The sequence below is a fragment of the Terriglobales bacterium genome, from assembly GCA_035764005.1.
Lineage (GTDB): Bacteria > Acidobacteriota > Terriglobia > Terriglobales > Acidobacteriaceae > Gp1-AA112.
On the sequence record DASTZZ010000067.1, the window covers coordinates 15365 to 30061 of the forward strand.

General features: G+C 56.4%; 13 protein-coding genes. 4 read left to right on the forward strand and 9 right to left on the reverse strand.

The window, feature by feature from the left end:
* Nucleotides 1–231 precede the first annotated feature (231 nt).
* Both dxr and rseP read left to right on the forward strand, forming a co-directional pair.
* A complete protein-coding gene (gene dxr / locus VFU50_10555; protein ID HEU5233293.1) occupies nucleotides 232–1404 on the forward strand; it encodes a 1-deoxy-D-xylulose-5-phosphate reductoisomerase in 1173 nt (390 codons plus the stop codon).
* Nucleotides 1405–1408: 4 nt separating this feature from the next.
* Nucleotides 1409–2758: an RIP metalloprotease RseP gene (rseP, locus tag VFU50_10560; protein ID HEU5233294.1), complete on the forward strand. Its 1350-nt coding sequence runs from the start codon at nucleotides 1409–1411 to the stop codon at nucleotides 2756–2758.
* A 46-nt stretch (nucleotides 2759–2804) separates the two neighbouring features.
* On the opposite strand, the gene VFU50_10565 is transcribed toward rseP, so the two are convergent.
* The 7 genes from VFU50_10565 to VFU50_10595 all read right to left on the reverse strand — a co-directional run bounded on the left by VFU50_10565 (nucleotide 2805) and on the right by VFU50_10595 (nucleotide 8685).
* A complete protein-coding gene (locus tag VFU50_10565) occupies nucleotides 2805–3011 on the reverse strand; it encodes a hypothetical protein (protein HEU5233295.1) in 207 nt (68 codons plus the stop codon).
* Nucleotides 3012–3068: 57 nt separating this feature from the next.
* Complete coding sequence (locus VFU50_10570; GenBank protein ID HEU5233296.1) at nucleotides 3069–4460, reverse strand: DUF58 domain-containing protein; 1392 nt, start codon at nucleotides 4458–4460, stop codon at nucleotides 3069–3071.
* Complete coding sequence (locus VFU50_10575) at nucleotides 4450–5058, reverse strand: DedA family protein (GenBank protein HEU5233297.1); 609 nt, start codon at nucleotides 5056–5058, stop codon at nucleotides 4450–4452. The genes VFU50_10570 and VFU50_10575 overlap by 11 nt, the downstream gene beginning before the upstream one ends.
* Nucleotides 5059–5206: 148 nt before the next feature.
* Nucleotides 5207–6091: an alpha/beta hydrolase gene (locus VFU50_10580; protein ID HEU5233298.1), complete on the reverse strand. Its 885-nt coding sequence runs from the start codon at nucleotides 6089–6091 to the stop codon at nucleotides 5207–5209.
* A 158-nt stretch (nucleotides 6092–6249) separates the two neighbouring features.
* Nucleotides 6250–7584 carry an SPFH domain-containing protein gene (locus VFU50_10585; protein ID HEU5233299.1) on the reverse strand — a complete coding sequence of 445 codons (1335 nt, stop codon included), beginning with the start codon at nucleotides 7582–7584 and terminating at the stop codon, nucleotides 6250–6252.
* Between the two features lie 215 nt (nucleotides 7585–7799).
* Entirely contained in the window at nucleotides 7800–8006 is a 207-nt protein-coding gene (locus tag VFU50_10590) for a hypothetical protein (protein ID HEU5233300.1), read from the reverse strand.
* 76 nt (nucleotides 8007–8082) lie between these two features.
* Complete coding sequence (locus tag VFU50_10595) at nucleotides 8083–8685, reverse strand: L,D-transpeptidase family protein (GenBank protein ID HEU5233301.1); 603 nt, start codon at nucleotides 8683–8685, stop codon at nucleotides 8083–8085.
* A 287-nt stretch (nucleotides 8686–8972) separates the two neighbouring features.
* Between VFU50_10595 and VFU50_10600 the strand changes: the two genes are divergently transcribed.
* Nucleotides 8973–9170 carry a hypothetical protein gene (locus tag VFU50_10600; protein ID HEU5233302.1) on the forward strand — a complete coding sequence of 66 codons (198 nt, stop codon included), beginning with the start codon at nucleotides 8973–8975 and terminating at the stop codon, nucleotides 9168–9170.
* A gap of 141 nt (nucleotides 9171–9311) precedes the next feature.
* Here the strand turns inward: VFU50_10600 and VFU50_10605 are convergent, their stop codons facing one another.
* On the reverse strand, nucleotides 9312–10394 hold the full coding sequence (locus VFU50_10605) for a PP2C family protein-serine/threonine phosphatase (GenBank protein ID HEU5233303.1): 1083 nt from the start codon (nucleotides 10392–10394) through the stop codon (nucleotides 9312–9314).
* Nucleotides 10395–10943: 549 nt separating this feature from the next.
* Between VFU50_10605 and VFU50_10610 the strand changes: the two genes are divergently transcribed.
* Entirely contained in the window at nucleotides 10944–13598 is a 2655-nt protein-coding gene (locus VFU50_10610) for a DUF5695 domain-containing protein (GenBank protein ID HEU5233304.1), read from the forward strand.
* 16 nt (nucleotides 13599–13614) lie between these two features.
* On the opposite strand, the gene VFU50_10615 is transcribed toward VFU50_10610, so the two are convergent.
* Complete coding sequence (locus VFU50_10615; protein HEU5233305.1) at nucleotides 13615–14604, reverse strand: LacI family DNA-binding transcriptional regulator; 990 nt, start codon at nucleotides 14602–14604, stop codon at nucleotides 13615–13617.
* Nucleotides 14605–14697: the final 93 nt, after the last annotated feature.

The window sequence follows — 14697 nt, forward strand, 5'->3', positions numbered from 1 at the left end:
GCGCTAAAGCGCAATCGTGGGAGGCGCTTTGGAGAAGTCCGCTGAAGCGGACTCCCCCGACTAAAGTCGGGGGCTACACCCGAAAAGAAGTCGAGACTCCCACCGAGAGCCGTACATAGTTTGTCGATCCCACGAAGCGTGAGTAACTCCTCTAAGCCAGCTCCTCCCCAGAGCTTTTCTCCCGATTCAGTCAGACGCATCGCCATACTCGGCTCTACCGGTTCGATTGGCGTGAGTACGCTGAAGATCGTTGAGGCATATCCAGAACGATTCAGCGTGGTCTCGCTTGCTGCGGGAAGAAACGTCGATGCAGCATTTGAGCAGTGCCGCCGGTGGAGTCCCAAAATGGTATCGATGGCCGACGAGGAGTCGGCGTCGAAGTTGGGCGCGCGAGTGCACTCGGCTGGACTCGCGACCGAGGTTCTCTCCGGTCCTGCTGGTGTAGTGAAGGTCGCCACGCATCCGGACGCCAACTTTGTGGTTAGCGCGATCGTTGGAGTCGCCGGGCTTGAAGCTACTTACGAAGCTGTGAAGGCCGGCAAGGCTGTTGGGCTGGCAAATAAAGAGTGTCTGGTCGCGGCAGGCGAGCTGATCACTGCCGAGGCTCGTCGTCAAGGCAAGCCGCTGCTGCCCATCGATAGCGAGCACAACGCGGTGCATCAGTGCATGCGCGGAGGACGTCTCCACGAGGTTAGCGCGGTCTGGCTGACGGCCTCCGGCGGGCCGTTTCTTCATACACCAAAGTCACAATTTGCTAGCATAACGGTGCAGCAGGCGCTGAATCATCCGACCTGGAAAATGGGCAAGCGCATTACTATCGACTCGGCCACGCTGATGAATAAAGGATTCGAGGTGATCGAGGCCTGTCGATTGTTCAACTTGCCGCCGGAGCGGGTGAAGGTGATTGTGCATCCGCAGTCGACCATTCACTCTTTGGTGGAATTCCACGACGGCAGCATTCTTGCTCAACTGTCGGTCACGGATATGCGGCTACCGATCCTGTACGCGCTTACCTATCCTGAACGGCTGGATTCAGAATTGAAGTTCGATCTCAACAGCCTGAAAAAGCTCGATTTTTGCCCACCAGATACAGAGAAGTTCCCTTGCCTGCGGCTGGCGTACGAGGCCGCGGAAGCTGGAGGGGCTAAGACGGTTGCCTTAAACGCCGCCGACGAAGTCGCAGTAGCGGCTTTTCTCGATGGCCTGATAGGATTTGAAGATATCCCCCGCACAATAAAGAAGGTGTTGGACGAAACTAGAGCCAGTCATCCTGAATCTATTAGGGAAGTGTTGCAAATGGATGCTGAGGCGCGTGGGCTGGCAGCCGATCTGGTAGGGACTGAAAGACCTCTGGTGGCCGCCGGCAGCGGTGTACACTCAAGCTCGGCAACCCGGAATAACTGATTAAATGCAATCTCTGATTAGCGTTGTTATCGCATTGGCGGCTATGGCTTTCGTACTGGGAGTCATGATCCTGGTGCACGAATTTGGTCACTATGCCGTCGCCAAGATGTGCGGCGTGCGCGTTGAAGTGTTCTCTCTCGGCTTTGGTAAGCGTCTGCTTGGATTCCGGCGCGGCGACACCGACTATCGCATCTCGGCTCTACCCTTGGGCGGGTATGTGAAGATGTCGGGCGAGAATCCGATGGAGGCTCGCACTGGGGATCCGGGCGAATTCATGTCGCATCCGCGGTGGCAGCGATTTCTGATCGCGATTGCCGGGCCGGCGATGAACGTCGTTCTCGCGCTGGGAATCGTCACCGGCGTGTACATGATTCATTACGAGCACGACTGGTACATCGATCAGCCTTCGCGTGTGGGCTGGGTCGAGGAAAACACTCCGGCGGCGAAAGCCGGGCTGAAGCCGGGCGATCTGATCACGGACATTGCCGGACAAAGCAACCCACTTTGGGAAGATACGCGGGCGAAGATCGCGATCAATCCTGGACAGCCGATTCCCCTGATCGTGAAACGCGGCGATCAGACCATCAACACGACTCTTACTCCCGACACGTACGGTCCCAGCCGAATTGGCGAAGCGGGGCTTGAACCTGCGGCGGGAGTGGTCATCGACTCGACGGAGAAAAACATGCCCGCCTACAAAGCCGGCATCCGCGAAGACGATGAGATTCTCGCCATCAACGGCATTGGCGTGCACTCTCCCGGCGAGCTGACTCATTTCCTCCAGGAAAACAAGAGCAAGCCGGTCGAAGTGACGGCAATGCGCGACGGCAAGGTGTCCAAGTACGACATTACTCCGGTGCTGGGCTCCGATGGCGAAGGGCACGAGAAGTACCTGGTCGGGATTACGGTTGGCGTTCGTCAGGCGGTGGACAAGCTTCCCTTCCCGAAGGCGCTGAGCCGCTCGGTTGAGCAGAACAAGAAATACGCGATGCTGCTGATCGAGCTGGTTGAGAAGATGGTGCAGAAGAAGGTCTCGGTCAAGATGATGAGCGGACCGATCGACATCGCTCGCGTCTCCGGCGAGGCCGCAAGAGAGCCGGGATGGACTCCGTTGCTTCTGCTGATGGCCGGCATCAGTCTCAATTTGGGAATCTTCAATCTCTTTCCAATTCCCATTTTGGATGGCGGGGTGATCCTGCTGCTATTCATCGAGGGCATTATTCGACGAGACATCAGCATTCAGATCAAAGAGCGCATCTATCAGGCTGCATTTGTCTTCCTGGTGCTGTTCGCCGCGATGGTGATCTTCAACGACATCACCAAGCTGCCGGGATTCTCGAATCTGCTCCGGTGAAGGTCGGTCCGCTTAGCAGAGGACGACGCGTGCAGAAATTCCCAATTTAGACCGCGAGCCGAACCTGTGCAGTATTGGCGCGTATCCAGCTTGCGACCGGCGTGCGCAGGGCGAAGTGCATGCGTACATCTTCGGCATCGAGCTCGCGCCAGTGTCCATCTTTGTTACGGAACTGAACCTGGCCATCGAGGATTCGGTATTCGTTATAAGTACCCGGAAATTCCAGGCGGAATGAAGGTAAGTAGTGCTCCATGGCTATTTCAGGGATAGATGCCAACTTGTGCCAATCCGGAACTGCTGCCGAAAATTCTTATCGAATTTTTCCCACGAAGATGAAGTATGAACCCGGCCAGAGCGGGGCGGGAATCGATCCTCTGGCTCGCGCCGTAATCACTACGTTGTAGGCGCCTTCCGTAATGAGTGTCTCTAACGGAAGCGCCTGCGCTTGCGGTTCTACTAAAGCCAGGTATTTCAGAAAACCGAGCACATCGCGGGTGCCTGAATATCCGGGAGCAGCAAAGCTGATTTCGGTGTCTCCTCCGCCGAAGTGCCAGGCCAGCGAGGCAGTAAGCTTTACTGCGGCTTCGTACTCTTCGTCACTCACGTCGGCCGGTCCGGGATTGTCGAAGATGATCTTCAGCTTGCGTTCATCCTCGCGGGTGAACTCACGAACCATCACGGTGTGCGAGCGAGCTGTGGCCTTCCAGTCGATGTGACGCGCTGCATCTCCGGGAACAAACTCACGGATCCGATATAGATCGTTGCTCCTGCCGGCCACGAAGATCTCGAACTCACCGCGAAGCGCCGGCAAAATCGTGAGTGTCTGCTCGCGCGCTTCTACTTCGGGCAGCACCACCAGCTCACGCTCAAAGGGCATGAGACGCGTCTTGATGATGAACGAGAATGGAAACCGTGTAGCTAAACCCAACGCATTCTGGACGTAGCTGCCACGGCGTGGAAATGTAAGCTCCACGGTTGCGGACTCGGCATGACGGCTGGGGAGATAAGGAAAGTAGACGGTGCCGCTGAAGATCGACGGCTTGAGTTTTTCTGGCGCGAGTTTTCTGAGCTGGTAGTCCGGAATTCGGAACCATTGGCGATTGCCGGAACGAAACGGCGGGAACCCAATTTCCGTGCGCTGCCAGCGCCAGCGATGCCGTTTATCGGGAATCTCTGGAACTACGCTGATCGAAAATGACGGCAGCCAGCCGTCGTTGCGTACGCTGACTGAACCAAGGAAAGCTTTATTGGCAAACACATGCTCGGGGAGCGTGAGCTTCAGATTCAGTCGGAACAGAACAAGACTTGAAGCAATACCTGAAACTAAAACCGCAGCCAACATGGCAGCGACCACTATGAACAAAAGATTGTTTCCGGTATTCAGGGCAGCGATGCCGATTACCAGAACGGCGACGAGATAGATGATTCCCTCGCGCGTGAGTTCATAGCGAACATTGAAGCGCATATGCTCGGCGGCAATGCGGCGCGTGAGGTACGGAATTGTTGCCAGACCAACAACGACCGCGGTGATCAGAGCCAGTGAAGCGGTGATCGCTGTCCCAAGAAGATTACCTTGATCGCGAAAGCTGGTAGAGAGCACCGCGAACGCGAAAGAGAACAATAACCCGAGCAGCGCGATGAGAAAGCGCACCCAGGCTTCTGCATCGACTTCGGCGAAGAACCGGTTGAATCTAGCGGGCACGCGCCGCTCTCTTTCGCTCGCGACGCCACAGGAAGAGCAACCCGATGATCGCCAGAATCGCGAAGACGAGCTGCAGATCGTCAAGCTCGCCCATGAACCACTCCCAGCGGCTGCCAAAGAAGTACCCCAGCGAAGCGACGACTGAAACCCAGAGCACCGCACCCAGAAAATTGAAGAGCACGAACTTTTTCCATGGCATCTTCAGTACACCGGCTAGGGGACCGGCGAGAATCCTGAGGCCGAAAACAAAGCGGGCGAAGAAGACGGTGAAGCTACCGTAGCGCAAAAAAAATCGCTCGCCGCGCGCGAGATGCTCTTCAGAGATACGAAAGATCCGCCGCTGGTGATCAAGCAGCGGACGACCGCCGCGACGTCCGATCCAATATCCAAGGTTGTCGCCCAAAGTGCAGGCGATCACTCCAACCACAATCACTCCCCAAAGGGTCAGCTTGTGTTCAGAAAAAGCCAGCGCTGCCGCAAACAGCAACGTCGTCTCGCCGGGTAAAGGGATGCCGGCGTTCTCCAGCAGGAGTACGAACGCGACCGTCCAGTAGCCATACTCAGCAAAATATTTACGCAGCAGATCGAGTAGGTGCATGCGTCCTGCCGAAGAATAGCAGAGGGGGAAGGAATCGGGTCATCGGGTCATCCGGTCATCGGGTCATCGGGTGAAGTGAACAGCAACGCCGTTTCCCTTCTTGTTCGCTGTGCTGAAAAAGCCGAGGCGATGCATCCTACATTAGCTTTCAGATCACCCGATGACCTGATGACCCGATTCCCAAATACTTCAGCACGATCCGGCTGAACTCTTCCGGGTTCTCCTCATAGGGTAGATGGCCTATTCCGGGCATCACGACCATCTTCGCTCCCAGGGCTTGCTGAAGTTGATGTCCGGACTCGAGTTCGACTACAGGGTCGTGATCTCCCCAGATGAGCAATGTCGGTATGTTGCGGAGTTCTGAGAGTTTTGGTCGGAGCGCTTCGACTTCGGTGATGAAGGTCTGCAGACTCGATCGAATGTGACCGGTTATTCCGCGTTCGCGCAGCGGCTGTCTGTAACCAGCGCCGATGCCTAGTGCAAGGATGCTGCTCTCGCCGCACATGCGTTTAATGGCATATTCCCATATTGGGACCGGAGCAAATGGAGCAAGGCGAATGAATATGCCGCCTGGTCGGCTGAGATAGAAGTTCACCACGCGGTGGTAGCCGCGAGCAAACGGATTTGCGGGCGAAACCAGAATCAACCGGCGGATGCGGTGTGCAGCCGTCGCGGCAAGTTCCATCGCGACGGCTCCGCCGTGGGAACTACCTAAGAGATCAGCCGACTCAATACCCTCGCGAGCGAATAGTTGGAGGATTCGAGTTGCTGTCGGTCGCAATGAAGCGTCGGCCCCGGCCACGCGCAGATCCGGAATAAACAGGCGAAAGTCGCGCGAGAGATCTGGGGAGACCAGTCGGAAAGAAAAGGACGAAGCCACAATGCCGTGCAAGAGTACGAGAGGAGCGCCAGTTCCCTGCGCCAGATAACGCAATTTTCCACCGGAGACATCAGCCCAACGCTCCTCCGCTTCAGGAGATGCCGTGTCTGATGCATCGCGAGCTGACGACGATTGTGTTCTGTTTGCAGGCACAACTCAATTTTATTGAAAGAACCAGGTGCAACGGGCTGAGCGAGTCCAGACGAGAATGGGCTCCTGATGCGACGATCAGGAGCCCATTCCGCTCTACAGATCCTGCTCTACAGATCCTATTAATCAATTAACTCCTGAATGCGGATCATCGGGTTGCGTCATCTGCCGCCCGGATGGCTCGACGGTGCCGGTGGATCGTCTCCCTGCTGTTGGAACACCTGCGGCGCCTTAAGAACGTCGTTCGCAAAGAAGAACTTCCCGTCAGCCGGCACCATCATCACTTGAATTTTGTCGGAAAGCTTCTCCGCGACAATTTTGTTGATCAGCAGCGGATTCTGCTTCAGGGCCATCGCCTCGCCCTGCAGGCGCTCCTTATCCGCAGCCGCAACCACGCGAATACGATTCGCTTCGGCCGACGCCAGCAACTGTTGCCGTTCCTGCTCCGCCTTACTGTCGATGACCTTCGCTTGCGCTTCAGCCTCTGCATTCTGAATCGTCGCCTGCTTGCGTGCTTCGGCTTCGAGCTTGGTCTGCTCGATCTGCTTTTGCTTCAGCGGCAGCGTGTACTGCATAGCGTCGGACTCTGCTTTCGCCTGCAGTACTCTGACCTGCGCTCCGGCTTCCGCCTGCTTTACTGTCCGAACCTTCTGAGCCTCAGCCTGATATTGCGCAATCTGTACCTGCTTCTTCTCGATCTCGGTCTGCACTGTGAGCCCTTCGTCTTCCTGCTCTTTCTCGATTAGACCTTCGAGTCCGCGCGCATAGTCGGTTGGCAAAACGATGTCACGAAGCATCACTTCTTCGACCGTGATGCCGTCGCGCTTGAGCTTCTGCGCGATCTGCTCTGCTGCAGCTTTGCGAATCTCTTCCCGCTTGCGTGCAAAGACATCGCGAATCGTGTAGTTGGGCACGATCTCGCGGAAAACCGTCGCCACGACGGGAGGCACGACTTCAGTATCTATGTCCGACGGGAGATTGTTGTGGATATAAGCCAGGCGATTGGGATCGAGCTTATAGCGGACTGTAATCGCGAGCCCAATCGTCAGGCCTTCCGTCGCCGTCACATTTAACGTCTCGTGGCGCTTGGCCTTCTCGCCTTCGAGGCTCTGATCAACGTTGCCGGTCGTGAGCATGTGCGTCCGCGTGTCATAGATCGCCAGAGTTTCAAAAGGGGATTTGAAGTGGATTCCAGGATAAAGCGTGGTCGGCTCAGTTCCGGAAATCTGGCTGACAAGAATTGCCGCGTGTCCCGCCGGAACAATGTCGAAGGTAGTGGCCAGCAGCAGGAGCACGAGACCGGCTCCGCTGATGTATCCCGCCAGGCGGACGCGCAGCTTGAGTTCAGGTTCGCTGAGTTTTTCTGTTCCACTCTCGGCAGCTTCGATTTGCCGACGAGCACGGATGTAGTTGTAAACGTCGAGGCCGAGAACGACAGCCGCTGCTACCAGCAGCGCGTCTCCGGCAGTAATGAGCAAGAACTTCAACAGCAACATTGGGATTCTCCTTCAAAACTCTCAACCGAACCGGCGGCGAGATACCGGGTCCCCAGCAAACGCCGGCTTGCGATTGCTGCGGTGCTGGTAGCCGGTGGGTCCGAGCTGGCCGCATGGCCAGCTCCGAGTGCCGCGAGACCGCAAGCACTCTGGAAAAGCGCAGCCGCAGGTGCGCGGCTGCCCCACCGGCTACCGCCGGCGGTTCTGTAGCGGCGTCACACCCTTTGCAGCCGCGGACGTTGTCCGGCCAGCAACCTCGTGCTGGCTTGCGGCTGCGCCGCAACCCGCGCTGCCTCGGCGCGTTTCACGCCTGCATCCATCGCGCGGATGGTCCACGTGATTAGCGCCTCTCCGATAAAAAGTGCGATCAGCACCGATCCGGTAAATACGCCTGCGATTGCCATCATTCCTGTGAGTTCCATTGCCTTGTCCTCCGATCCGCTGAAGTCGCCATCCATCACCTAGGTACTGCTCCCGCCGCTACCGCAGCGGGTTCTGTTACTGCTGTGCCGGCTCTCCGCTCATTGCCGCTATGGTTGAACTTGCGTTGCTCTCAACGGCGCTTGTCGCCGAAGCAGTCACGACATTTTCTGTCGTCATCTCGGTTGGCGCCGAGCCGAAGATCGATTCCGTTTCGGGATCAGCCGCCGCGCGAATCTCGACCTGATCGCCCACCTGTACATCTGCAAAGAGCTCTTCGAGATCTTTGCGGTGCATGCGAATGCATCCGTGCGAAGCTGCTTTACCGATCGAGTTCTCGACGTTAGTTCCGTGAATTCCATATCCCTTCGTGCTCAGACCAATCCAGCGCGTCCCCAGCGGATTGTTCGCGCCCGCGGGAATCACCTTGCCGGGGTGGTAGTAAGTTGGGGACACCAGGCGGTTTTTCACTTCAAAGGTTCCGAATGGGCTGGGGCTGTTCGCCGCCCCTACTGCTACGGGATAAACTTTTTTCACCTGTCCGTTTTCAATCAGAGCCAGCTTGCGATGAGGAATGCTGACCACGATGCGGCGTCGATGCTCCGGGCGCACCGGGGACGCCGATACGCTTTGAGCAGCTGCGTGTCGTCCGGCCATCGCAGCAAGAACAAAGGTGACCAAAACTCGTGCTATTGGCCTTTCTGCCGCGTGAAGTCGTTTTCTCTGTGCCTGCACCGTTTTTCTCCTTGCTTTACACTGGAAGAAGTTGCAGGTCAGCGGCCGCGAGACCCGGCCTTAATAATCAACGACTTAGAGCGTTCGAAGGCTTGAGTCGTGGAGCAATGGGGACACTAGGCGTGTCTGTCAAGACACAGAGGCGGCTTGCAGAAGCACGTTACGAACCCAGTAGCCAACGACAACGCACGTTGCGCGATACGGTAGTAGGAAGCTAATCCTTGGAGGTGGTCATGCCAGTCAGTCAGACTTTTAAGAAACGGGAACGAGAGCGCGCGCGCCGCGAACGTCAGGCGGAAAAAGCCAGAAAGAAGGCGGAGCGCAAGCTTGAACCGAAGCCCTCTACCGACGGCATAACGACAGGATCGAGTGCTGCCGAACTATTCGATGAGAACGGTGAACCCCGCCAACTGGATTTCCACGATTTCTAACCTACTTACGCTCGGCAACGAAGTTAGCAGCGAAAGTTAGGTCTCTCTCCGTTGCGCATAGGAGAGGCCAAACGAAAATGATCCAGTCCAGACGCGGCATACCGCGTCTGGACCGACCAGGCAGAGCGGCATATTTCTGATTCAGCTTCGTTTGATAATGAAGACTGTTTTGTCGTCGATGCGATCCTCTTCTCCGATTTGCCGGAGATGGTCATCGTCTCTGGTTGCGTGCGCTAGCAAAGCATTGCAGATGTCTCTCGCCGATTCCCAATAATGATCACGCATGACTGACTCGAGGTGCCGGAGCTCTTCTTCTTCGTTCCCGTCGTAAACACCATCCGTGTACAGAAACAGGATGTCTCCTGGACTCATGAGCGTGATCTCAGCCACGTCGGATGAACTCGCTCCTCTGGGCCGGATCTGCATCGAAAAATACCGGTTGCGATCGGGATGGTCCTCCGGGATCTGCAGACCTAATGGAAGAAATTGCAGCATTCGGTCCTTAGGGATTTCTACGAACCTGCGGAATTCGGCGGAGAAGACGAGCGGCGGTGGGTGTCCGAAATTCACGAATCGGAAATACCCATATGGATGCACTTCTCCGTACAACATAGTCGCGATCTCGCGCGCGTAGTCCTTCTCGGTTCTGCCAAGCGCATTTCGAGCCGTGACCGAGTGCGCGAGCCGCAGGTTGATATTTTCAAACAGCGCCGGAGTGGTTTTTCCGTGTTGATCGAGTTCAGCGAGCATGAACGCATGAAACGTGTCGTGAACGGTCGAAGCAATTTTGGCGGAAATCAGCCCGTGGCCCTGCGCATCGACCAGTAGAACGCCAGCCATGTTGTAGAGCTCGCGCAGATTTTCAGAAATCCTGATTTCTTCAGAGCTGCGGGCGCGCCGGTACTCGATTTCCATTTCGGGCTTATAATCCGACCGCGACTTCAACCATTGCACGTGGTCGTCCACTGAATTGCGGCACATTGTTCCGGGTGGAAGCGGCTCAAGAAATTCATTGGCGCGCTTCTGCGCCTGCTGAATTCGCGTGTCGAGATCGTATCGCTGCTGGAAATTTATATATTCAAATAGATCGCCGCCGACTGTCCCCACTGGAACGGAATTCCCATACATCTCGATTCCCAGGAGATGCGGAATTGCTCCCTCAACCGGCATGAGCCGCTTGCGCAGATATTCATCGATGCCTTCATCGGCGTAGGGTCCGGCCATGACAAGACTCTGCACTGTAGAACGTGATCAGCGCAAGTTGTGGAGAATCCTGATACCTGCATTTCGAGAAGTAGAACCAGCCTTGCAGCCTCAGCAGATCAAGGTGACTCTGTTCCTATACATCGGCCCTGGCGTGAATCGGAACGGGACTGGAGGATCGGTATTTAGCGCTGCGCTGGCTCATGTGTGGGAAAGACGTTGATGTCGATGGGCGCGGCTGCTGCCTGCTTCCAGACATTGGTTGACATTGGATATTTTATCCATACAATGTTGCCCACGTTGACAATGACCATGCAGTGAGCTTTGAACGAGACGGCCCGGACTCCGACCTAATCCTTGCGTTGCTACCGCTGCTGCACGCTGCTGCATTCGTCCTGCTTCCCTGCTCGTCCAATTTGAATCGAGAGCCTGATGAACAATTCGCGTTGGAGAAAAGCAATTTGGTGTTCCTTTTTTCTGATTAGTGCATTTGCAGCGCTGAGCTACGTCGCTGCTCAACAGCGCACGCCGCCCCCACCCACTCCTGGACCGATGTTGAGCGACGGGACGATGAGCTTGCAGACTCCCGAGCTCGAATTGAGCCTGGTGCGCTCGTCGCAAACCGTAGCTGCTCTGCATCCGACGCAGGACAAGAGCTTTGATTTCACTCCTGGTGACCTGCTGGTTCAGCGTTCGCACGACGGCTACTACCATTTGGGCGACATTGATCTGCGCTTGCGCGAGGGCACCTCCGGTGAATGGAAAAGCTACTCGACCGCTCTCGCGCGGGCGCCGGTCACTGCGCTTCCCGCTTCGGGAAATGTTCTGGCGGCCGCCGACCTTTCTCCAACTTTGCCGGCGGATATTCCTCTCGAGATCACGCGAAGCTGGCAGGTCGAAGATGGGAAGCTGGTTCTGCGGTTTGCTTTGAAAAATAAGTCTTCGCAGCCTGTTCAGATCGGATCGCTAGGCATTCCGATGGTGTTCGATAACGTACTGAATAACCGAACCCTCGAGCAGGCACACGCCATCTGCTCCTTCTACGACCCGTACGTTGGAATGGACGCCGGATATCTACAGGTCACGCGCCTGAATGGCCATGGGCCAGCCCTTCTCGTGATTCCTGACGGCCAAACACCGTTTGAAGCCTATAGTCCCATTTTGGGACCGCATAGAACTCGGGGATCGAGTGAGCCGCCGGCTCCCCAGATTTTTACTGATCCCACTCCGCGCGGAATGACCTTCGAGGGCTTCTATGACTGGATGGTTCACACCGTTGCTTTTGCCGAGAATGAATGGAAAAAAGCGCAGCAGTGGAATCCGCCTACAGAGTTGACGCTCGCACCAGGAGAATCGAAGACCTACGGTCTTAAATTCTTAGTGTCCGACTCCATTCGTGACATGGAATCCACGCTAGCGGCCAATGGTCGGCCGGTCGCGGTGGGAATTCCAGGATATGTGGTACCCACCGACCTCGATGTCCGGCTGTTCCTCAAATACGGCCAGCCCGTGCGTTCTATTTCGGTCGAGCCTGCTGGAGCACTGACCTGGCACAACGATGCTCCGGCAAACAATGGATGGAAGGCGTACACGCTGAGAGGACACACGTGGGGCCGGGCGCGGCTGGTCGTAACGTACGAAGATGGCCTCGTTCAGGCGATTCATTATGACGTCATCAAGCCTGAGCGTGAGGCGGTCGCGGACCTGGGTCGCTTCCTCACTACCAGGCAATGGTTTGACGCTCCGAATGATCCCTTTCATCGCGCTCCGTCGGCCATCAGTTACGATCGCGAGGCCAATCAAATCGTCAAGCAAGACAGCCGCGTGTGGATCGCGGGCTTGAGTGATGAAGCCGGCGCGGGTTCGTGGCTCGCGCTGGTGATGAAGGAATTTGGCCAGCCGGACAAGCAGGAGCTTGCGAAAGTTCAGCAGTTCGTCGACGGCGTGCTCTGGGGACATCTGCAATACAGCGACGGCGAGAAACAGTACGGAGTACGCAAAAGCCTCTTCTACTACCAGCCTGACGAACTCCCGCCAAGCTACTACCGCGACGATCTGAACTGGCACGGTTGGACGAGCTGGAGCAAGAAAGCTTCCGAGCAGGTGGATCGTTCGTTCGATTACCCGCACGTAGCGGCGGCGTATTGGGTCATGTATCGGCTGGCTCGCGATCGCCAGGGCTTAGTCACTAACCATGACTGGCGCTGGTATCTGTCGCACGCCTATGAGACCTCCATGGCGATGACGAAATTTGCCGCCGGCTATGCCCGGTTTGGGCAGATGGAGGGCGACATCTTCGTGAAGATTCTCGACGATCTTCGCCGCGAAGGTATGACGACGGAGGCTCAGAGTCTCGAAGCGAAGATGCGCGAACGCGCTGATCGCTGGAAGCAGGAGCCGTATCCGTTTGGCAGCGAGATGCCGTGGGATTCAACCGGCCAGGAAGAGGTCGATGCCTGGACTAAATTCTTTGGCTTCGAGGAAAAAGCGGAAGTCACGCTCGATGCCATTTTGGGATACATGCCCACTCTACCCCATTGGGGATACAACGGCAGCGCACGCCGTTTCTGGGATTTCCTCTATGCAGGAAAGTATCCACGCTTAGAGCGGCAGCTTCATCATTATGGCTCCGGACTCAATGCCATTCCTGTGCTCGCAGCCTATCGCGAGCATCCCGATGACTTTTATCTGCTGCGCGTCGGATACGGAGGCACGATGGGCGCTCTCACCAACATCGATCAGGACGGCTTTGCGTCGTGCGCATTTCATGCATTCCCGGACATGCTCAAGTTTGATCCCTATTCGGGAGACTACGGTCCGAACTTCTTTGGTCACGCGCTGAACACGGCGACTTATATCGTCGATCATCCCGATTTTGGCTGGGTAGCATTCGGGGCAAACTTAACAGCCCAGAATGGGATTGTAAAAGCCAAGCCGCTCGATTCATTCCGCAACCGGATCTATCTCGCGCCAGTCGGACTGTGGTTGACGTTGGATTCGGGAGAGTTCTCCGAGGTGGAATTCGATTGGCGCACCCACAAAGTCCGAGTTGGCCTGGCTCCTCGCAGCGACGGGACAGCAAAGGCGCTGCTGCGCATCGACCAACCCGCCAAGCCGGACTCAGCCAAGGAATACCAACTCGCAAAGTCGTTCCCCAGTGAGCGCGGCGCATACGCAGTTCCGCTTGGAGCCTCGATTACGTGGGTAGAGCTGCGAGAGAAATGAGCAAACCGCGGCAACACTAAACTGAAGTTGGGCCGGTTGATTCGCGAACCACCAGCTCAGGATCGATGAGCAGTTCGCGAGCGTTCGACTTCGTCTCTTCTGAGACGAGCCTTTCAAAGGCGATGTGACCAATACGGTCTCGGGGAATGTGTACCGACGTGAGCGACGGTGAACTGAATTCAGCGAGGCGGATATTGTCAAAGCCTGTGACAGAGATCTCCTGGGGCACGCGAACGCCGTGCTCGCGCAGATAACGCAAGACTCCAACCGCCATGAAGTCGTTTACACAGACGATCGCTGTCGGCCGCTCGGAAGAACTCATAAGCTCATGCGCAGCGTGACGACCACCTTCGAGGCCGTCGTCAGCGGCAACGGTTTGTACGGCCTGACAGCCGAATTCGCGAACGGTTTCCAAAAACGACTGACGACGATCGCCGATTGGCCGCAGCGTCGAGTGGTGACCGGCAAACGCCATTCGTCGATGTCCTATGCTGTGCAGATACTGCACAATCCGGTGCATCCCTTTGCGGTAATCGACTCGCACATTCGTGATGTTCTCAGCGGTCGAGCCAACATCGTAGAAGACAGTGGGAATGTGACTGTCGATGATCAGGCGAATGAGATCGCCGTGCATCTCCGAAACAATCGCCGCGAGGCCGGCGACGCGCCATCCGATCATTAGCCGAATGCTCGCGAGCAACTGCTCGGGACTGTAGTCAGTGTTGGCAACAACGACTTCATAGCCGCGCGCATGAGCGTCTGATTGCAGGGTGCGGAAGATGTCGAGGAAGAAGGGATTGTCCATGTTGGACACAATGATCCCTAAAGTCCGACTACTTCCACGAGCCAGCGAACGAGCGTGCAGGTTGGGATGATACTTGAGCTCCGTTGCGGCCTTCATCACGCGGGCGCGCGTCGTGTTCTTCACAACTGACAGGTTGTTTAGAACGCGGGAAACCGTGGCGACGGAAACACCCGCCTTTTTTGCCACAGCCTGCAAACTCATATTTCCCGTATTCGGTTTGATGGTCTTGAACCTGCCCGGCACTCGGATTGTAAGTGCGCTTTCCTCTCGTGCTCAAGCGGTTCTGTTAAGAAA